This is a genomic window from Halostella sp. PRR32 (assembly GCF_034808085.1).
GTDB lineage: Archaea > Halobacteriota > Halobacteria > Halobacteriales > Natronoarchaeaceae > Halostella > Halostella pelagica.
The window spans coordinates 870,615-887,607 of the sequence record NZ_JAXHGL010000001.1 but is presented as its reverse complement, the minus strand read 5'-3'; the positions used below and the strand labels follow the sequence as shown (position 1 = coordinate 887,607).

Below are 16,993 nucleotides of genomic sequence, written 5' to 3'. Positions count from 1 at the left end.
GTCATTGCACGTCCTCCACGGCCGCGTCGAGTTTGTTCAGGTTCTCCTCTAGCGTCTCGTCCGTTATCGGCACGTAGCCGACCTCGGAAACGAGGTCCGTCGCCGCCTTCTCCAGATAGAACCGGACGAAATCCCGAACCGTCTCGTCCGCCAGCGACTGCTTCGAGACGTACGTGAACAGTGGGCGCGAAAGCGGCCGGTAGGTGCCTTCCTTGGCCGTTTCGAGCGACGGCTCGACACAGCCCGATCCGTCGTCGATGGCGACCGCTTTCACCGTCTCCGGATTCTCGCTGTAGTAGGCGAAACCGAAGTAGCCCATCGCGTACTGCGACCCGCGCACGCCGCGAACGATAGTGCGGTCCTTCTCGGTCGCCGAGTAGTCGTTCCGGTGGTTCTCCTCCTCGCCGACGATCGTCTCGCGGAAGTAATCGAACGTGCCGCTGACGGTGGCCGGTCCGAACAGTTCGAACTCCTCGTCGGGCCACTCGTCGCGGATGTCGCTCCACTGTTTGGCCCCGCCCGACATCCACACCTGGCGGAGTTCGTCGACCGTCATGCAGTCGACCCAGTTGGCCTCGTCGTTGACGACCACCGTGAGGGCGTCCGTCCCGACGACGAACTCAACGGGGTCGACGCCGTTGTCGGCGCACTGCTCTCGCTCCGCATCGGCGATCGGACGGCTGGCGTTGTTGATGTCCGTCATACCGGGACAGAAGAAGTTCGAGAACCCGCCGCCGCTGCCGGTCTTGCTGACCGAGACGTTTACGGTGGGGTTCTTCTGCGTGTAGTCGGACGCGACCGCCTCGGCGATCGGAAACACTGTACTGCTACCGGCGATGTTTACTTGCCTGTTCTCACTGCCGAACACCCGAGCGCATCCAGTTAACCCGGTAACGCTCGCAACTCCCGCCGCAGCCAGAAACCCCCGTCGAGAGAACTCTGACCGGCGACGCGACGTGTCTTCCGACATCGCTTGAAAGACGGGGAATGACTAATAAGTAGTCTGCTATGATCGCTATATAGAGCTACATATTTATTCTGTCTATAGCGCGTATTCGGCAAACGGTGCGCGGAAACGACGCGCTCTCCCCCGCGTTTTCGGATAGATACTGCGGAAAACAAGAACGGCGGCTCGGTTTGGGTTTGACGGCTCCGAACGCGTAATCGCCCGCCGAGGAATGAGCGGAAAATCAACGAGCCGACTCCGTGCGGATATATATAATCGTGTATTTTTATATTGTCGTTCCCGTACTGACGGATATGGAGACCCGAAAGGTCCAGGTCACCGGCGGATCGACGTTCACTGTCTCGCTCCCCAAATCGTGGGCGACAGACAACGATGTTAGCGCCGGAAGCGAGGTCGAGTTCTATCCGGAAGATGATACGCTCTTGCTCACGCCGCGCAGCGACTCCGAACGAGTCGAAGGGTCACTCGACGTGTCGGAACTGGAGGGCGAACAGCTGACCCGCGCGGTGATGACGATGTACGTCAGCGGATTCGATATCATCGCGCTGGAGGCCAATCGCATCACGACGGACCAGCGCCGGGCCATCCGCGACGCGGTCCAGGGCCTCGTCGGCGTGGAAGTACTCGAAGAGACCAGCGAACGCGTCGTTCTCCAGGACCTGCTTGACTCCTCCGAACTGTCCATCGAAAACGCGGTGACGCGGATGCGGCTGATCTCCCAGTCGATGCTCGAAGACGCGGTGACGGCGCTGGTCGAGAACGACGACGACCTGGCCCGGGACGTGATCGAGCGCGACGACGACGTGGACAGGCTGTACTTCGTGGTGTCGCGCATCTTCCGGGCGACGCTGCGCTCGCCGCGAGCGGCCAAGGAACTCGGACTCCCGCGAGAGGTGTGTTTCGACTATCACTCCTCCGCCCGCCAACTCGAACGGATCGCCGACCACGCCGCGAAGATAGCCCACCTCGCGCTGGAACTCGGCGACGTTCCCGACGGCGTCACTGACGGCCTGCAGACGGTCCACGACGACTCCGCCGACGTCATCAACAAGGCGATGGATGCGCTGTTCATGGAGGACCCGGACCGCTCGACTGCACTGGCCAACGAGGCGCGCGAGTCCATTCTCGCTATCGACGAGCGCACCCGCGACCTCCGGGAATTACTCCGCGACCTCGACCCCGCGGCGGCGCAACTGCTGGGGCTGGTCGTCGACTCGTTGTCGCGGAGTGCCGACTACGGCGGCAACATCGCAGAGACGGCGCTGCAGAAGGCCGCACCGCGCCCCTGACTGCCGCCGCTTAGGTACAGCGCTAGGATATCCGACCATTTATCAGCTTAAATACGAATCGGTGCTGTATGGAACGTACGAGCAGACGAACGCTCCTGCGCGCGGCGGGCGTCGCTGGTATCGGGTGTTTCTCGGGGTGTGTCGAATCGCTGTCGGGCGACGGAGGTACTGACGCCGAGCCGTCGGCAGACGAAACGGCTCGTGCGGAGTCCACGACTGACGGGGATGACTCGGAAACTGACGACCGAGACGTACGCGTCGAAGGTTCGTGGCCGTCGTTCCAGCGAACCCCGGCGAACTCCGGGTCCCTCGACGAACCGAGCGGTCCGACGGACTCCGTCGAGGAACTGTGGCGCGTAACCGCCGAGGACCGGGTGACGCGGGCGCCGGTCGTCGCTGACGACACCGTCTACGTCGGAAGCTGGGACGACACGCTGTACGCCGTCGACGCGACGGAGGGGACGACCGAATGGACTGTCGACACCGGCGGCGGCGTCTCGACGGGGCCGCCGGTCGTGGTTCCGGGCGGCGTCGAAGGCGCGAGCGATGGACTGGTGACGTTCGTCGGGAACTCGAACGGACGGCTGCTCGCGGTCGACGCCGCAAGCGGCGATGTTCACTGGCGGACGGACCTTGGAGCCCCCGTTCGGAGTACCCCTATCGTCGTCGACGGGACGCTGTACGTCGGCTGTAGCGACGACCATCTGTACGCATTGGACGTCGCCGACGGACAGACGAACTGGCGGTTCCGCACCGCGGCCCCAGTCGCTTCACACCCGACCGTGACGGACAGTACCATCTACGTCGGGAGTCACGACGACTACGTGTACGCCATAGACGTCACGAGCGGCGACGAACGATGGAAATACGAGGTCCGCAACGGCGGCGGACACGGCACGACGGTCGTCGACGGGACGGTGTACATCGCCGACACCGACTCGTACCTGTACGCCATCGACGCGGAGAGCGGCGACTTAGACTGGGAGGTGCGCGAGCGGGCCGCCGGCGGAACGCCCGCTGTCGTCGACGGGACTGTGTACCTCTCTCACGGTAGCGCTGCGGCGGTCGATGCCACTGACGGGACGGTCGATTGGACGTTCGAGACGGACGGGATCTTCGGCTCCCCGCCCGTCGTCGCCGACGGCGTCCTCTACTTCGGCCACGAATCCAAGGCGGTGTTCGCCGTCGACGTAGCAGAGGGTCGGGAACTGTGGCACCACGACGCCGACTACGCCGTCACCGGCGCTTTAAGTGTCAGCGACGGACGGGTGTTCTACGGCGACGAGTACGGCAACGTGGTTGCGCTCGGAGAGAAGTAACCGCGTTATTCCTCGACGAGGACGGCGTTGACCTGACCGGTTTGACCGGGGCGCGAGGTGACGCGGGCGCGTCCCTCGCTCGTCTCGATGACCGCGCCTTTCGTGATGATGTTTCGGCGCACGTAGTTCGGGTTGCTTTCGTTCTCGACGACGTCCTGGATGTCGGCCTCGACCGTCTCGCCGGCGTCGGCGACCTGCGCGATGTTCGTCGCGAGCGCGCGGGTCTTCGTCGTGTTCCCACGAGCGTCGGTCGTTTTCAGGTTCGGTTCGCCGACCTGTGTCTCGGTCGGGCTGCGCCCGATCTGGTGTTTCTTGCGGTCGGAGTTCGGTCGGAGTCGGCCGCCAGTTCGCTTGCGCGTGGAGCGTCCCTGGTCTGTCATACCCGAACAGAGTCCCAGGAACTACTTGAATCGTACGACTTCCCGGTGGAGGGATCGGGCGGGCGAACCGAGGCGGTGAACCGAGTGGTTCCTCCGGCGCGTGAGCGGTGCCAGCCACCGACAGCTGTCCCGTTATCGAGAGCTATCGGACCCGACGTTCCGAAACTCTTTACGTGAGTACAGCCGACAGTCCGAGCCGATGAGTCTCCGGACGGCAGTCGCCGCACCGTTCCGCCAGCGCGGCGTCGAGCGCATCGGCGAAAACGAGTACGTCGTGGCGCTGTCGCTCGACCGCGACTGGTTCTCGCCCGACCAGGCGAAGCGGCTGATCGACGTGGCGACGGGACAGGGCCTGCTCTCTCGCGACGACGGGACGCTGGTCGTCGAGTTCGATCCCGACGACGTTGCCGTCCCCGAGGAGTTCGTCCCGGACGAATCGATCCTGCAGGCGCAGTCGACGTTCGAACAGGTACTCGACCACGTCGTCGCGGACGGCATCGAGAAACAGGACGCCGTCGCGAGCATCAACCGACTCCAGACCGAACTGGCCGTTACCGTCGAAGCCGCCGCGGTCGTCTACGCTCGACGGCGCGGACTGGACATCGACGACCCGGCGGAGGCGGCCATCGAGGAGTTGGGCGATAGCGACTGAAGTCGGCGCGCGAGCGCCGTCTCGCGACCGTCGGAGGACGACTACCAACCACTGATAAACCGCGCCCGCCGAGAGACCTGCATGGTCGAAGACAGCGTGGCCGACGGCCGCCGCATCGCCGAACTGCTCGCGTCCGAGGTAGACGGTCGCGTCGACGGCGTTCTCGACGCCCTCGCGGTGGTGAACCCCGACCGGTCAGCGACCGGATCGCCCGACGGCGAACGCGCCTACGACGTGGCGCGGGCCGTCGACGGGGCCTGGGACGACGCTCGAACGCAACACGCGCCCGACGATTCACGGAGCGAACTGCTGGCCGAAGTGTACATTCACGAGGACCGCGCGAGGATCGAGTTCCGCGACGGACAGGATACGGCCGCCGAGACGGCCGAGGAACTGGAACTGCGCGTGCGGCCGAAGGCGGTTCGACCGCCGCAGACGCTCGTGTTCGTCGAGAGCGGGGCCGAAGTCAAGCGCGCGGTCGACGTAGTCGAGTCTGTGACGGAAGCGGTTAGCGCCTAATAACGGTCCAGATCCTCGATCACCGACGGTAACCGCGCAGCGAGTTCGGCGCGGTCGACGTGTGCCGTCGCACGTGTGTCCGGATCCGGTCCGTTGGGAGAGACGACCTGTATCACGGCCATGCCCGCTTCGGTCGCGCCGCGGATGTCGGCCGTCGGTTCGTCGCCGACGTACACGGCCTCGTCTGGGGTGACGCCCAGCGCGTCGAGCGCGGCCTCGAACGCGCGCGGGTCGGGCTTGCCGGCGTCGAGATCGCCGGAGATGACGACAGCGTCGAACAGGTCCTCCCACCCGAGCGTCCGGAGTTTGTTCCGCTGAGCGCGGACCGGGCCGTTCGTCAGGAGGCCGACGCGGTACCGTTCGCGCAGGTCGCTCACGAGGGACGAAGCGCCCTCGACGGGTTCCAGCGCATCGGCGATGGCCGTCCTGTACGCTCGGGTGAGTTCGTCGGGGTCCGCGTCGGCGTCGCGGTCTTCGAGCAGGGACGCGAAGATCGGTTCGCGCGTCTCGCCGGTGAGATTGCGTCGGTGGGCCGCCAGATACGACTCGCGGTCGATCTCCGGCGCGCCGACGGTCGCCGTCGCCTCGTCGAGTAGCGTCTCGCGGGTTCGGTTCGGTACCGCGAGCGTGTAGTCCAGGTCGAAGACGACTGCTCCTATCGCCATTCGTCCCAGCGTACGGCGGCCGGCGGTTTCATACTGGCGGACGTACGGCAGTGGGAATGCCGCCGAGACACCCCTCGAAGTAGCTGAAACAGGGCGTCCGGCGGTATCAGTGCCCGTCCGGAAACAGGCAATTCTATCCGGGAAAAGACTAAGTACTGGATCGCGGTAATGCACCACAGGGGAAGGGGATAGATGTCAACAACTCTGAGCGTTGAGCTACTGATGCGAGAACCGGTGTACGGCACGCACAACAGACAACAGTCCATGGTGCGCAGACTCCAAGAACTGGACGAGGAGGACTACATCTCGGACTTCGACGTCGAGATCTGGGGCAAGCGACTCGATCTGGACGGTGACGACTGGAGTCACCACGCGACCGAGACGGCGAGAGAGAAGTTCCGAACATTCGAATCCTGGGCCGACGAGCACGACTGCAGCCTCGAACCCGCGTTCACGAGACGGACCAGCCGAATAGACCCGAACGAAGAGCCGACAGAGATCGTCGAGCTACCGATCATGTGTCTCGCAGTGTACGACGACGGTCTCCGGACGCTGCTTCCCTGTTCCGACGGAGACGATATCTACACCGTCGACGACGGGATCGCGGCGCTGGCCGACGAGGACGTTGCGGTTCCGGGCCTCGATACGCGGAAAATAGGAACCTTGTAGTGCAGGCGCTGCAGACGCGGGGGTATGACCTTTTTCGAACGGCTCGGAGACCGGATCGACGCTGTCGACAGCGTTGTGAGCGTCGGCCTCGACCCGGACCCGGACAGGCTACCGGCCCATCTGCGCGACGACGACCTGCCACGATGGGCGTTCAACCGCCGGATCATCGACGCGACCCACGAACACGCGGCGGCGTTCAAACCCAACGCCGCCTTCTACGAGGACCCGGACGGGTGGCGTGCGCTCCGCGAGACCATCGCCTACGCGCACGGCAAAGACGTGCCCGTCCTGCTCGATGCCAAGCGGGCGGACATCGGCAACACCGCCCGCCAGTACGCGAAACTGCTTGACGAGGACGCAGAGGGGCCGACCGCGGACGCCATCACTGCCAACCCGTACATGGGCCGGGACTCGCTTGAGCCGTTCCTCTCGAAGGCGGACCGCGGCGTGTTCGTCCTCTGTCGTACGTCTAACCCCGGCGGTGCCGACCTGCAGGACCTCGAACTCGCCTCCGGCGAGACCGTGTACGAACGTGTCGCCGCCCTCGCGGACCTGTGGAACGAACGCGACAACGTCGGCCTCGTCGTCGGCGCGACGACGACCGACGAACTGGAAGCGATCCGCGAGCGGGTGCCGGATATCCCGTTTCTCGTCCCGGGCGTCGGTGCGCAGGGCGGCGACGCCGAGGCGGCCGTCGAATACGGCCTTTCCGCCGGCGTCGGCCTCGTCAACTCGTCGCGGGGGATCATCTTCGCCGGGGAAGACGCCGGCGAGGACTTCGACCGCGCCGCCGGACAGGCGGCGAAGCGACTGAAGGAGCGGTTGAACCGGTACCGATAGCGCGGAGGCGTCGACCCGGCCTCGGGAGCCGAGTCGCGTTAGAATTCGTCCCCGCTTGGGCGGTTAGGTCGCGTTAGAACTCGTCCCGGTCTCGGCGGTCGGATCCCGTTAGAACGTTCGGCCGCCCGTGGGGTCGGACTCGGCGGCGCAGTCCGCACAGATCCCGAGTGACTCCTCTAGATGCTGGCTGCACACGATAGTGCCACAGCGGTCACAGCGCGCCTCGGCCTCGCGCGACTGACAGATCTGACACAGTCCGGTAACGCTCATGTGGACTGATACCACATCGATGGGCTTGTACCTAGGGCGGGCGACCGCCCGGGCGGGAGGCTTACTTGGCTGTAGACCTAATGTGGCCCCGTGTCGCGAGGACCTCTCCTCGTCGGACTCGCGGCGGTGTTCGCGGGATTAGCCGCCGTACTCGGTATCCTAACGCTCGTCCAACGCAACCCGTTCGTCCTGATTCTCGCCGCGCCATTTGCGTTCCTGTCGTACGTGCTGTGGTACCAGGGGACCGGGAAACTCGCCGAGCGAGCGCGCAGACGGGCGGCGACGAACGGCCGTCAGTCGACCCGCGACGCGGGCTTCGGGGCCGGTGCGCGGCGTGCCGCCCGCGAGACTCGCGGCCGCCGAGAGGCCAGACAGCGGGCCCGGAGAGAACGCCGCAGAAGCCGTCGGCCTCCCGGACCGCAACCGTCCAGTGGACCATCGGAGCGAACGGCCTACGAGATACTCGACCTGTCGCCCGACGCGAGCGACGACCGAGTGAAAGCCGCCTATCGAGAGAAGGTGAAAGAAGTTCACCCGGACGCCGAGGGCGGGGACGAGGAGAGGTTCAAGCGAGTCAACGCCGCTTACGAACGTCTCACCGACGGGGACTCCCGGCGGACGAGCGGAGCGCGGAACCGCTGAACGCGACGCGTCAGCGACGGCCGCGGGCGCTCCCTTCGAACGTCCGTATGAGGTGCGTTACCGCGTGACGCGAAGGTTTTTGTCTACCGTCCACTAACCCGGGGATATGAGCCCTGACCGGGCCGTTCTTCAACAGGCCCTGGACCGCGGCGAGCAGGAAGGCGGCAACGTCGAGTTCAAAGAGCGACTCACCAAGGACCTCCACCTCTCCGAGGGGCGACTTGAAAGTCTGGCCGCACAGCTTCGCCACCGCGTTCTCTCCGGCGACGGCGAGGCGACCTACGTGGTCGGCGTGACGGACGACGGCGGCCTCGCCGGGATCGAACCTGACGAATTCTCCGAATCCATGGACGTGCTCTCGCTACTGGCCGAGGAGGCCGGGGCTCACATCGAAGACGTGCAGACGTGGGGAGTCGACGGCGTCGCAGACGACGGGGACGGGCGGGGCATCGTCGGCGTCGCGACCGTCCGCGAGGGGGCCATGTTGGACACCGACGACGAGCACATCGTCATCGGCACCGCCGGCCACGTCGACCACGGCAAGAGCACGCTGGTCGGCAGTCTCGTCACCGGTCAGGCCGACGACGGCGAGGGGAGCACGCGCGGCTACATGGACGTCCAGCCCCACGAGGTCGAACGCGGTCTCTCGGCCGACCTCTCGTACGGCGTCTACGGCTTCGACGGAGACGGCCCGGTCAGGATGGACAACCCGCACCGCAAGTCCGACCGTGCCCGCGTGGTCGAGGAGTCGGACCGGCTAGTGTCCTTTGTCGACACCGTCGGCCACGAACCGTGGCTCCGCACCACCATCCGCGGGCTGGTCGGGCAGAAACTCGACTACGGCCTGCTGACCGTCGCGGCCGACGACGGGCCGACGAAGACCACTCGCGAGCATCTCGGCGTGCTGCTTGCGACCGAACTGCCGACCATCGTCGCGATCACGAAGGCCGACGCCGTCTCGGACGAGCGCGTCGCCGAGGTCGAACGCGAGGTCGAACGCGTGCTCCGGGACGTAGACAAGACGCCGCTCCGGGTCGACCGCCACGGCGTCGACGCCGCCGTCGAGGAGATAAACGACACCGTCGTCCCCGTCCTCACGACGAGCGCCGTGACGAAAGAGGGCCTGGACACGCTCGACGAACTGTTCGAGCGCCTCCCCAAGACCGCCGGCGTCGACGGGGATTTCCGGATGTACATCGACCGGACGTACAGCGTCACCGGCGTCGGGGCCGTCGCCTCCGGAACGATCATGTCCGGTGAAGTGGAGGCCGGCGACGAACTCCTGATCGGCCCGATGGCCGACGGCGCGTTCCGCGAGGTTGAGGTCCGCTCCATCGAGATGCACTACCACCGCGTCGACCGGGCCAAGGCCGGACGCATCGTCGGCATCGCGCTCAAGGGCGTCCGCGAGGCCGATATCGAGCGCGGAATGGTGTTGCTGCCGCGCGAGGCCGACCCCGACCCGGTCCGCGAGTTCGAGGCCGAGGTGATGGTGCTGAACCATCCGACCCGCATCGGCGACGGCTACGAACCGGTCGTCCACCTCGAAACCGTCAGCGAGGCCGCCGCGTTCTACCCCGAAGGCGGCCGGCTACTCCCCGGCGACACGGGAAAGACCCGCGTCCGGTTCAAGTTCCGCCCGTACCTCGTCGAGGAGGGCCAGCGGTTCGTCTTCCGCGAGGGCCGGTCGAAAGGCGTCGGAACGGTGACGGACGTGACCGACGTCGACTAACCGAACAGGCCGCGTAGTATCCTGCTTTCCGCCTTCCTGAGGTGTTCCGCCGCCGTCGAGGGCGCACAGCCGAGGCGCTCGGCAACGTCCGCCTGCGACCCGGTTCGGGGCACGTCGTAGTACCCGACGCCCACTGCCGCCTCGACGGCCGCGCGCTGACGGTCGGTCACCGACGACGCGACGGTGTGTGGCATCGCCTGCAACCCGGTTATCTCCTCGACGGTGACTGACACCGGGTCCGGGACGGCGTCGATGGCGGCCTGTATCTCGTCGCTCGGCCCGAACATAGAGAAGGTGACCGTCCCGTCCGGGCGGTACTCGATGGGCGGAACCGACACGAGACTGCGCCAGGCCGTTACGCCCCAGAGTTCCTGCACTGCAGCGTTCGTGTCGTCCCGGATGTAGGCGTAGAACGCCCGGTCGCCCGCGCGTTCGAGTTCGTAGTCAAGCACTTCCGGGAAAGACTGCACCGCGGCCTCGAACCGCTCGGGGTCGCCTTCGACGTAGTGCAGGATGCCGAGTTCCTCCCCCGTGAAGTTCCACTGGAGCGCCGTCGCGTACTCGACGAACTCGGCGTTCGCCATCACGTCGTACATCGGGTGGATCTCGTCCTCCCGGCCGCCCGCGCTGATCCGTAGCCGGACGTGTTTCATAGCGTCACCGTTCGAGAGCCGCGACTTAAATCCCCCGTGCCACTCCTGCACCATCGGTTCGGTGGAGTCGAACGTACGGTACGGTATGGTTCGAACGCTACTGACCGGTGCGACCGGAACGCTCGGGAGCGCGCTGCGACCGCGGCTGGCGGACGCCGGCCACGACGTGCGCGCGGCGAGCCGTTCACCCCCGAGTGACGGCGACGCGGAGTGGGTGGAACTGGACCTGGCCGACGGGAGCGGCGTCGACGCCGCAGTCGCGGACGTCGACGTCGTCGTCCACGCCGCCACCGCGCCGCGGGGTGACAGCGAGGCGGTCGACGTTCGGGGGACTGAGCGGCTGCTGGCGGCGGCCGCCGAGGCCGGCGTCGCGAACGTCCTGTACGTCTCGATCGTCGGCGTCGACGAGATACCGCTATCGTACTACGAGCACAAACTGGCGGCCGAGCGAGCCGTCGAGGAAAGCGACGTCCCCGGGACGGTCCTGCGGGTGACGCAGTTCCATTCGTTCATCGACGGCCTCCTCGGTGGGTTGTCGCGTCTCCCCGTCTGGCCGCTGCCGACCCGGTTTCGGCTGCAACCGATCGACGTCGGCGAGGCCGCCGACGCGGTCGTCGAGCACGCGACCACGGAACCCGGCGGCCGAGTCGCCCCCTGCGGCGGCCCTGAAGTGCTGACCCTCGGCGAGATCGCGTCGGCCTACCGGAGCGCAAGGGGGTTGCGGCGGCCGATCGTTCGCCTGCCGATCCCCGGAAACGTCGCCGGCGGGTTCCGGGCCGGCGACGGAACGCGCCCGGACCGTGCCGTCGGGACGGTGACGTGGGAGCGGTGGCTGGCGGAGCGGTACGGCTCCGAGGGTCCGGCGACGAGTCCGTCCGCGTCGCCGTCGTGACGGGACCGCGCAGGGGCGATTCGGCCGCCAGCGAGTACCGCCGGGCGGGCCGGAGACGCCGGACTGTCCCGCTCCGGGTCGTTTTTCTCGCCGCCTTTCGTATCCCGAGGTATGCGACGGCTCGTGGCGCGGATTCTGATGGCGACCGTCGGTCTCGGCCTGCTCGGCGTCTACCTCGCGGTCGGTCTCGTCGTCGTGGAGATGGCCGCGTGGCTGTTCGCGGTGCGACCCGACCCGTGGGTTCTCGTCGGAGGTATGGTCGGGTCGGCGCTGGTGTTCGGCTACACGAGCTACCGCGCCGGGGCGAAGCGGATCGTCTCGGGACTGGGTGCCGTCGAACTGCCGCGCTCGCGAGCGCCGTGGCTCTACCGCCGCCTCGACCGCCTCTCCGCCGAGATGGACGCGGGGAACCCCTCAATCTACGTCGCCGCGCTTCCGGCACCGAACGCACTTGCGGTCGGCGCGGGCGAGGGCGTGGTAGTGCTCGACCGCGACCTGTTCCGCATCCTCGACGGCGACGAGATGGAGGCGATCCTCGCCCACGAACTCGCCCACCTCGAAACGCGGGACGCCCTCCTCCAGACGCTCGGGTCGAGTCTCGTCCAGACTGTCAGCGGCGTCCTCTTCGTTCTCCTCCTCCCGGTCGGACTCGTCGTCGCCGGCGTCCAGCGCGCGACGGCGTGGCTCCTGGGACGCCGTCCGGACCCGTTCGACCGCCACCTGGTCCGGATCCACCTCCGCGTAGCGCAGTTCGTCCTCGTTTTCCTGCTCGCCCTGACGCTGGCGCTCCGTGCGCACTCCCGGCGTCGCGAACTCGCCGCCGACGACCGCGCCGTCGCGGTGACGGGAGACCCCCTCGCGCTGGCCCGGGCGCTGACGCGCATCCAGCGCGCCTCGCGGCCGCGACACGGTCCGCTCTCGTCGCTGTACATCTACGGCCAGGAGGAGGAAGACGCGCTCGCGCGACTGCTCGCCACGCACCCGCCGATGGACGACCGCATCGAGCGGATGGTCGAGCGCGCCGAGCGGACGCCGAACGGGACCCTCGTCCGGTGACACGGACGACGACGCGCCGAACCGCCGGTCTGCAGCCGGAGACGGCTGCGGAGATCAATACGGTGGATCCAATGACTATATTCGGATATATATGGCCATTCGTCCAGTCGGATAATACACATCAAAACGTTCATCCCGTAGTAGAGAAGAAACACAAACATGGCCTCAGAAATGGAGTCGGTCATGAGGCGCGGAGGCGAAAACGGCGATGTGATGGCGGCGGTCGACGAGATCGAGGGTCGCCCGCATCTCGTTATCGCCGACGTGGCGCGGGACGACGCCTGGATCTCGACAGTCGAGACCGCGAGCGTCTCTCTGGGCGACTGGCGGTAGGGCCGCGGACTACTCCTGCCACGGGGGCGTCGCCAGATCGCTCATCGAGTCGAGATGATAGTCGGGCTCCGGGTCGGGGTCGGAGCCGTCCGAAAGCCACACTGACCGGACGCCCGCGGCGTGTGCGCCGGGGACGTCCGTCGTCAGCGAGTTGCCGACGTGGACGGCCCGTTCGGGCGTCGCGTCCAGCAGTTCGAGCGTGTGGTGGTACGGGTCCGGTTGCGGCTTCCGCGGCGCGTCGTAACCCGCGTGGACGACCGCCTCGAAAGCGTCGCGGAAGGGTAGTTGCGACAGCTTTTCGCCCTGCATCTCCGGCGCGCCGTTGGTCAGAACTGCGAGCCGATGGTCCGCCGATAGCGCCTCGACGGCATCGCCCGCGCCCGGCAGCGGGCGGACGTTCGTGTGGTCGCGCTCGGCGGCGTAGGCGTCCGCGACGGCGCGCCCGAGAGCGGGGTCGCGGTCGCACTCCTCGGCGATAGCGGCGAAACACTCCCGACGGAGGTCGACCATCGAGTCGGTCGCCTCCAGGAACTCCTCGTAGCGGGCGTAATACTCGCTCGCGTCGAAGAAGTGTTCGACACCGACGTCGTCGAACGCGGCGGCGAGCAACTCCTCGCCGCTACGCCGGTACTCACAAAGAGTGTCGTCCAGGTCGAACAGGACGGCGTCGACGGCAGTCATTACGCGGAGAGTGGCAGCGAACCGGTAAAAATCAGGCGGCTTCGTACCCCGAACCGGTCCGCTCCGCCAGACCGAGCAGCGCGGCCCACTCCAGCAGTCGCTCGACCCGCGTTTTCCACTGCGACCGCCACGTCTGCGGGTTCCGGTGGCGCTCCCACTGCGGGACCGTCGGCTCGAACTGCTCGAACACCTCCGCGACGGTCAGCGGGTGGTCCCCCAGCAGCGACAGCACCTCTCTCGCGCCGAAGACGCGCTCGCGGAACGCCCCCGCCAGTTCGTCGGGGTCCGGATCCCCGCGAACGCGGGCGTAGCCGCGGTCCGTCTCCTCGACGAGTTCCAGTGCCCGGAGGAACGTAAGCCACGTCCGGGCGGTCTCGCGGTCGCTGACCGACGTGCGGTCCGTCAGGCGGGCGCAGCAGTCGTTCTCGGGTTCGGGGACGAGCGGGACCGCGCGCTGGGCCTCGGCGAGGAAATCGAGCGATTCCGGCGGGGCCGGGATCTCCTTGAATCTCACGGATGGGTCACCTCACAGGTCGAAACTCTCCGCCAGCAGGTCCTCGTTTCGCTCGCCGAGCACGTGCGTCCCGCCGCCGACCACGTCGATCGTCACCTGCGCCGGCGCGAAGACGCTCTCGGGCACGTCGTAGAACTCCCAGTCGTGGTCCTCGAACACCTGCTCGAACGGCGTGCCGTACTCCGCCGTCGCGGTCGACGGCACCTCGTCGAAGCGGTCGAACTCCTCCTCGACGACGACGTGGACCTGCCCGCCGTACGCCAGCGCGTCGTTCGTCCGTCCGATAGCGGCCTCCTCGGACTCCGCGACGGGTGCGACCGGCGCGCTCCCGGTCGCGGTGACGATGTCGAGGGGGTCGTATCCGAGCTCCGTCAGGCGGAAGACGGCGAGTTCGGCGGCGCGAGCGGCCATCGTGACGCTTCCGGCGACGCTCGCGGTGGGAAAGACGGCGAGGAACACGCCGCCCGGATCGACCTCAGCGAGGTCGGCGACGTGTTCGGCGACGGCCTCGTCGGGATACTCGTCCGCCTCGACCGCGAGGACGGCGAACTCGAAGGCGTCGTGATAGCCGATCTGACGGTACTCGTCCTCCTCGGCGACGAGCGCGCGAGCGGGGCCGCTGCCGAGGCCCTCGAACTCGCCGACGCTTACCTCCCAGCCGGCCTTCTGGGAGCCGAGCATCGCGAGTCCGGGGTGGTCCGTCGAGAGTTCGACGTGGGGGAGCGGCGCGCCCGCGACGTCGTCCATCCGGGTCTGGATCGTCGCGAGACCCGCGGTCTGTATCTCGCCGAGCAGGAGGCCCGCCTCGATGCCGCCTTCGACGTCGACGCCGAAGTCGAGCACCGTCGCATCGTTGTCGAGTTCGTACGCCCCGATGCCGAGTTCCTCGGCGAAGTCGATGGCCTCGTCGACGAGTTCGATGGCCATCCGGTTGAGACTGTCCATATGCGGAGAAAGAGCGCCCGGCACAAGGGCTTTGTCAGTCGGCGCAGCGCTCGCGACCGGATACGAGCACCCACGTTCTTGGCGCTTCGCCTCCTACGTTCTCCCGATGAAGCTCGCATTCGTCTGTGTCGGCAACGCCGGTCGGAGCCAGATGGCGGCCGCGCTGGCCGAACGGGAACGGGACCAGCGAGGGGTGAACGCTGCGATCGTCACCGGTGGCGTCGACCCGGCCGAAAGCGTACACGACGAGGTCGTCGCGGCGCTCCGAGAGGTCGATATCGACATCGGCGACCGCGCTCCCCGAGAGATATCGCCTGAGGACATCGAGGACGCCGACTACGTCGTGACGATGGGCTGTTCGGTCGACCAGTTCCGACCCGAGGGATGGTCGGGAGAGAGTCGGAAGTGGGATCTGGAGGCCAACGAGACCCGCGAACAACGCGACGAGATCGAGCGCCGAGTCGCGGAACTGTTCGACGAGATCGAGGCCCAGCGAGCGGCGTGACCGGCCCGGTGACCCCGACGCCTACTCCCGGTCGCTTCGCGCGTCTCGGCCGAGTTCGTCCTCGACGGCCTCGACTTTCGCCCCGGCGCTGCTGTCTCTCTCGCGCTTGTCGTCTATCTTCAGGAACGTCGAGACGCGGTCGCCGTCGACCGCCTCGTGGGCGGCCTCCGCGGCGGCGAACACCTCGCTCGCCGCCTCGGCCTCGATAACCGTCCCCATCGGATTCGTCTCGTACGTCACGTCGAACCCTTCGAGGGCCTCGACGGCCTTCGCGACCTCGCTCGCCATGCTGTCCTCGATGACCGGTGCGACCGACAGGAGCGCTACAGTCGTCATGGTTCGGTGGAGACGCGCCGGGGACAAAGCGGTTGCCGTCACGGCGTCGGTAGCGGAGTCGGACACTCGGTGTCTCGCGGGGCCGCCCCCGAAACCCGTTCCCGGTCCGGGACTGGTAGGCCAAACTTCCGGGAGCGGGCACATCGAGGGCGGTTACGTTTCCGCGCTGTCGTTCGGGTCAAGATACGATAGCTGTGCGACCAGTTCACGCCGTCGCTGTCTCGTGATCACGGTGGCGTCGAGCAGTTTCCCGACGAACGGCGCGGCGATTTCGAACTCCGTCGTCGCGGCGATCGTCGTCTCCCCGTTTGCCTCTGTGATCTCGTAGCGAGTCACCATCTCCTCGAAGAGCCCGTCGACCTGCTCGTAGGCGAACGCGGCGTCCGTCTCTACTACGTCCACCGTGAGTTCCATCGTCGCGAGGCCGACGTTGTTCGCGATCTGGATGCGGTCGCCGTCGACCGTCACCTCGTCGAACCCCGCCGCTTCCATGAACTCCTTTCTGTCGTCGAATCGTTCAGTCACCGCTGCCGCGGACCCGTCGGTCGTTCGCGTAACGGAAACGGTCTCCATGGTACTGAATCGGTAGTACACCCCTTGAACGTCGCTCCCGTTCTCACGGACTGATAACGCACACCGCTACTTACGACGCTGTGTCGCCCAATACCTATCTATGCGGCCTCAGGAACTGTTGATCGTCGCGAGCAAAACGGCGACGTTACTGTGTGGCGGTCTCGTCACGTCGCTTGCCTACCGAGCCTCCAAACGGACGGGATCGCCGGCGTTGCGGGCGCTCGCGTTCGGTCTCGGTCTCGTCACCGTCGGCGCACTGGTTGCGGGCGCACTCCACCGTCTGGTAGGCATGTCGCTGAGAACCGGCGTCGCCGTCCAGAGTACCTTCAGCGCTCTCGGTTACGTCGTTCTGGCTTACTCGCTGTACGCTCGCTCCGAACCGGACAGCGACACCAGCGTCGTGGAACGGCGAACGGACCCGTGACCGCGCCCGTCAGACCGACCGTTCTCGCCGGCGGACGTTCCGCGGCTGTCGTGCCAAGTGAGAACGACCGATCGGTCTCCGGGCGCTACCGAACACGTTCGGGGGCACGCCAAGGGACGCTGCGGACCGACGTTCGG

General features: G+C 66.9%; 23 protein-coding genes. 13 read left to right on the top strand and 10 right to left on the bottom strand.

Annotation, left to right across the window (positions count from 1 at the left end; translation table 11 throughout):
* Window position 1 precedes the first annotated feature (1 nt).
* Window positions 2–970 (bottom strand): PstS family phosphate ABC transporter substrate-binding protein, encoded by a 969-nt coding sequence (locus SM753_RS04735; RefSeq protein ID WP_323190727.1) that lies wholly within the window; start codon window positions 968–970, stop codon window positions 2–4.
* A 290-nt stretch (window positions 971–1,260) separates the two neighbouring features.
* Here SM753_RS04735 and SM753_RS04730 point away from each other — a divergent pair, with 290 nt between their 5' ends.
* Window positions 1,261–2,256 carry a PhoU domain-containing protein gene (locus SM753_RS04730; protein WP_323190726.1) on the top strand — a complete coding sequence of 332 codons (996 nt, stop codon included), beginning with the start codon at window positions 1,261–1,263 and terminating at the stop codon, window positions 2,254–2,256.
* 68 nt (window positions 2,257–2,324) lie between these two features.
* Complete coding sequence (locus tag SM753_RS04725; RefSeq protein ID WP_323190725.1) at window positions 2,325–3,575, top strand: PQQ-binding-like beta-propeller repeat protein; 1,251 nt, start codon at window positions 2,325–2,327, stop codon at window positions 3,573–3,575.
* A gap of 5 nt (window positions 3,576–3,580) precedes the next feature.
* Here the strand turns inward: SM753_RS04725 and SM753_RS04720 are convergent, their stop codons facing one another.
* Window positions 3,581–3,955: a 30S ribosomal protein S8e gene (locus SM753_RS04720; RefSeq protein WP_135535749.1), complete on the bottom strand. Its 375-nt coding sequence runs from the start codon at window positions 3,953–3,955 to the stop codon at window positions 3,581–3,583.
* A 199-nt stretch (window positions 3,956–4,154) separates the two neighbouring features.
* On the opposite strand from SM753_RS04720, the gene SM753_RS04715 reads away from it, so the two are divergent.
* Both SM753_RS04715 and SM753_RS04710 read left to right on the top strand, forming a co-directional pair.
* The gene (locus SM753_RS04715) at window positions 4,155–4,607 is read left to right on the top strand and encodes a DUF2240 family protein (protein ID WP_135535750.1); all 453 of its coding nucleotides are present in this window, start codon (window positions 4,155–4,157) and stop codon (window positions 4,605–4,607) included.
* An 81-nt stretch (window positions 4,608–4,688) separates the two neighbouring features.
* Window positions 4,689–5,126: a hypothetical protein gene (locus SM753_RS04710; RefSeq protein WP_323190724.1), complete on the top strand. Its 438-nt coding sequence runs from the start codon at window positions 4,689–4,691 to the stop codon at window positions 5,124–5,126.
* Here the strand turns inward: SM753_RS04710 and SM753_RS04705 are convergent.
* Window positions 5,123–5,791 (bottom strand): HAD family hydrolase, encoded by a 669-nt coding sequence (locus SM753_RS04705; RefSeq protein WP_323190723.1) that lies wholly within the window; start codon window positions 5,789–5,791, stop codon window positions 5,123–5,125. The two genes, SM753_RS04710 and SM753_RS04705, sit on opposite strands and share 4 nt — an antisense overlap.
* Window positions 5,792–5,983: 192 nt before the next feature.
* Here SM753_RS04705 and SM753_RS04700 point away from each other — a divergent pair, with 192 nt between their 5' ends.
* A complete protein-coding gene (locus SM753_RS04700) occupies window positions 5,984–6,460 on the top strand; it encodes an HTH domain-containing protein (protein WP_323190722.1) in 477 nt (158 codons plus the stop codon).
* 24 nt (window positions 6,461–6,484) lie between these two features.
* Window positions 6,485–7,300, top strand: coding sequence for an orotidine-5'-phosphate decarboxylase (gene pyrF / locus SM753_RS04695; RefSeq protein WP_135535754.1), 816 nt, complete (start codon window positions 6,485–6,487; stop codon window positions 7,298–7,300).
* Window positions 7,301–7,408: 108 nt separating this feature from the next.
* On the opposite strand, the gene SM753_RS04690 is transcribed toward pyrF, so the two are convergent.
* Window positions 7,409–7,570 carry a zinc finger HIT domain-containing protein gene (locus tag SM753_RS04690; RefSeq protein WP_135535755.1) on the bottom strand — a complete coding sequence of 54 codons (162 nt, stop codon included), beginning with the start codon at window positions 7,568–7,570 and terminating at the stop codon, window positions 7,409–7,411.
* A gap of 90 nt (window positions 7,571–7,660) precedes the next feature.
* Here SM753_RS04690 and SM753_RS04685 point away from each other — a divergent pair, with 90 nt between their 5' ends.
* Both SM753_RS04685 and SM753_RS04680 read left to right on the top strand, forming a co-directional pair.
* Window positions 7,661–8,212 carry a J domain-containing protein gene (locus SM753_RS04685; RefSeq protein ID WP_323190721.1) on the top strand — a complete coding sequence of 184 codons (552 nt, stop codon included), beginning with the start codon at window positions 7,661–7,663 and terminating at the stop codon, window positions 8,210–8,212.
* Window positions 8,213–8,318: 106 nt separating this feature from the next.
* The gene (locus SM753_RS04680; protein WP_323190720.1) at window positions 8,319–9,944 is read left to right on the top strand and encodes a GTPBP1 family GTP-binding protein; all 1,626 of its coding nucleotides are present in this window, start codon (window positions 8,319–8,321) and stop codon (window positions 9,942–9,944) included.
* Here the strand turns inward: SM753_RS04680 and SM753_RS04675 are convergent.
* Window positions 9,941–10,597: a helix-turn-helix domain-containing protein gene (locus SM753_RS04675; protein ID WP_135535758.1), complete on the bottom strand. Its 657-nt coding sequence runs from the start codon at window positions 10,595–10,597 to the stop codon at window positions 9,941–9,943. The two genes, SM753_RS04680 and SM753_RS04675, sit on opposite strands and share 4 nt — an antisense overlap.
* An 85-nt stretch (window positions 10,598–10,682) precedes the next feature.
* Here SM753_RS04675 and SM753_RS04670 point away from each other — a divergent pair, with 85 nt between their 5' ends.
* The 3 genes from SM753_RS04670 (at window position 10,683) to SM753_RS04660 (ending at window position 12,878) form a co-directional block, all read left to right on the top strand.
* Window positions 10,683–11,489, top strand: coding sequence for an NAD(P)-dependent oxidoreductase (locus SM753_RS04670; protein WP_323190719.1), 807 nt, complete (start codon window positions 10,683–10,685; stop codon window positions 11,487–11,489).
* 111 nt (window positions 11,490–11,600) lie between these two features.
* The gene (locus SM753_RS04665) at window positions 11,601–12,545 is read left to right on the top strand and encodes a M48 family metalloprotease (protein WP_323190718.1); all 945 of its coding nucleotides are present in this window, start codon (window positions 11,601–11,603) and stop codon (window positions 12,543–12,545) included.
* A 159-nt stretch (window positions 12,546–12,704) separates the two neighbouring features.
* The gene (locus SM753_RS04660) at window positions 12,705–12,878 is read left to right on the top strand and encodes a hypothetical protein (RefSeq protein WP_323190717.1); all 174 of its coding nucleotides are present in this window, start codon (window positions 12,705–12,707) and stop codon (window positions 12,876–12,878) included.
* A gap of 9 nt (window positions 12,879–12,887) precedes the next feature.
* On the opposite strand, the gene SM753_RS04655 is transcribed toward SM753_RS04660, so the two are convergent.
* Genes SM753_RS04655 through mch form a run of 3 tightly spaced genes read right to left on the bottom strand, consistent with a single transcriptional unit; the run spans window position 12,888 to window position 15,018 of the window.
* On the bottom strand, window positions 12,888–13,559 hold the full coding sequence (locus SM753_RS04655; protein ID WP_323190716.1) for an HAD family hydrolase: 672 nt from the start codon (window positions 13,557–13,559) through the stop codon (window positions 12,888–12,890).
* Between the two features lie 31 nt (window positions 13,560–13,590).
* Window positions 13,591–14,073: a hypothetical protein gene (locus SM753_RS04650; RefSeq protein WP_323190715.1), complete on the bottom strand. Its 483-nt coding sequence runs from the start codon at window positions 14,071–14,073 to the stop codon at window positions 13,591–13,593.
* 12 nt (window positions 14,074–14,085) lie between these two features.
* Window positions 14,086–15,018 carry a methenyltetrahydromethanopterin cyclohydrolase gene (gene mch, locus SM753_RS04645; protein WP_135535762.1) on the bottom strand — a complete coding sequence of 311 codons (933 nt, stop codon included), beginning with the start codon at window positions 15,016–15,018 and terminating at the stop codon, window positions 14,086–14,088.
* A 106-nt stretch (window positions 15,019–15,124) separates the two neighbouring features.
* On the opposite strand from mch, the gene SM753_RS04640 reads away from it, so the two are divergent.
* Window positions 15,125–15,523 (top strand): low molecular weight phosphatase family protein, encoded by a 399-nt coding sequence (locus SM753_RS04640; RefSeq protein ID WP_323190714.1) that lies wholly within the window; start codon window positions 15,125–15,127, stop codon window positions 15,521–15,523.
* 21 nt (window positions 15,524–15,544) lie between these two features.
* Here the strand turns inward: SM753_RS04640 and SM753_RS04635 are convergent, their stop codons facing one another.
* Both SM753_RS04635 and SM753_RS04630 read right to left on the bottom strand, forming a co-directional pair.
* Window positions 15,545–15,859: an MTH1187 family thiamine-binding protein gene (locus SM753_RS04635; RefSeq protein WP_135535764.1), complete on the bottom strand. Its 315-nt coding sequence runs from the start codon at window positions 15,857–15,859 to the stop codon at window positions 15,545–15,547.
* Between the two features lie 153 nt (window positions 15,860–16,012).
* Window positions 16,013–16,432 (bottom strand): SRPBCC family protein, encoded by a 420-nt coding sequence (locus SM753_RS04630; protein WP_135535765.1) that lies wholly within the window; start codon window positions 16,430–16,432, stop codon window positions 16,013–16,015.
* Between the two features lie 100 nt (window positions 16,433–16,532).
* Here SM753_RS04630 and SM753_RS04625 point away from each other — a divergent pair, with 100 nt between their 5' ends.
* A complete protein-coding gene (locus SM753_RS04625; protein ID WP_138797972.1) occupies window positions 16,533–16,856 on the top strand; it encodes a hypothetical protein in 324 nt (107 codons plus the stop codon).
* The last annotated feature ends 137 nt before the right edge of the window (window positions 16,857–16,993 follow it).

Excerpts from the sequence above, each read along its gene's own strand:
- SM753_RS04725 (WP_323190725.1), top strand. The coding sequence starts at position 2,325 with ATGGAACGTACGAGCAGACGAACGCTCCTGCGCGCGGCGGGCGTCGCT.
- SM753_RS04705 (WP_323190723.1), bottom strand. The coding sequence starts at position 5,791 with ATGGCGATAGGAGCAGTCGTCTTCGACCTGGACTACACGCTCGCGGTA.
- SM753_RS04715 (WP_135535750.1), top strand. The coding sequence starts at position 4,155 with ATGAGTCTCCGGACGGCAGTCGCCGCACCGTTCCGCCAGCGCGGCGTC.
- SM753_RS04625 (WP_138797972.1), top strand. The coding sequence starts at position 16,533 with ATGCGGCCTCAGGAACTGTTGATCGTCGCGAGCAAAACGGCGACGTTA.
- SM753_RS04640 (WP_323190714.1), top strand. The coding sequence starts at position 15,125 with ATGAAGCTCGCATTCGTCTGTGTCGGCAACGCCGGTCGGAGCCAGATG.
- SM753_RS04665 (WP_323190718.1), top strand. The coding sequence starts at position 11,601 with ATGCGACGGCTCGTGGCGCGGATTCTGATGGCGACCGTCGGTCTCGGC.
- SM753_RS04735 (WP_323190727.1), bottom strand. The coding sequence starts at position 970 with ATGTCGGAAGACACGTCGCGTCGCCGGTCAGAGTTCTCTCGACGGGGG.
- SM753_RS04675 (WP_135535758.1), bottom strand. The coding sequence starts at position 10,597 with ATGAAACACGTCCGGCTACGGATCAGCGCGGGCGGCCGGGAGGACGAG.
- SM753_RS04700 (WP_323190722.1), top strand. The coding sequence starts at position 5,984 with ATGTCAACAACTCTGAGCGTTGAGCTACTGATGCGAGAACCGGTGTAC.
- SM753_RS04720 (WP_135535749.1), bottom strand. The coding sequence starts at position 3,955 with ATGACAGACCAGGGACGCTCCACGCGCAAGCGAACTGGCGGCCGACTC.
- SM753_RS04680 (WP_323190720.1), top strand. The coding sequence starts at position 8,319 with ATGAGCCCTGACCGGGCCGTTCTTCAACAGGCCCTGGACCGCGGCGAG.
- SM753_RS04710 (WP_323190724.1), top strand. The coding sequence starts at position 4,689 with ATGGTCGAAGACAGCGTGGCCGACGGCCGCCGCATCGCCGAACTGCTC.
- mch (WP_135535762.1), bottom strand. The coding sequence starts at position 15,018 with ATGGACAGTCTCAACCGGATGGCCATCGAACTCGTCGACGAGGCCATC.
- SM753_RS04690 (WP_135535755.1), bottom strand. The coding sequence starts at position 7,570 with ATGAGCGTTACCGGACTGTGTCAGATCTGTCAGTCGCGCGAGGCCGAG.
- SM753_RS04670 (WP_323190719.1), top strand. The coding sequence starts at position 10,683 with ATGGTTCGAACGCTACTGACCGGTGCGACCGGAACGCTCGGGAGCGCG.
- SM753_RS04660 (WP_323190717.1), top strand. The coding sequence starts at position 12,705 with ATGGCCTCAGAAATGGAGTCGGTCATGAGGCGCGGAGGCGAAAACGGC.
- SM753_RS04730 (WP_323190726.1), top strand. The coding sequence starts at position 1,261 with ATGGAGACCCGAAAGGTCCAGGTCACCGGCGGATCGACGTTCACTGTC.
- pyrF (WP_135535754.1), top strand. The coding sequence starts at position 6,485 with ATGACCTTTTTCGAACGGCTCGGAGACCGGATCGACGCTGTCGACAGC.
- SM753_RS04630 (WP_135535765.1), bottom strand. The coding sequence starts at position 16,432 with ATGGAGACCGTTTCCGTTACGCGAACGACCGACGGGTCCGCGGCAGCG.
- SM753_RS04655 (WP_323190716.1), bottom strand. The coding sequence starts at position 13,559 with ATGACTGCCGTCGACGCCGTCCTGTTCGACCTGGACGACACTCTTTGT.
- SM753_RS04635 (WP_135535764.1), bottom strand. The coding sequence starts at position 15,859 with ATGACGACTGTAGCGCTCCTGTCGGTCGCACCGGTCATCGAGGACAGC.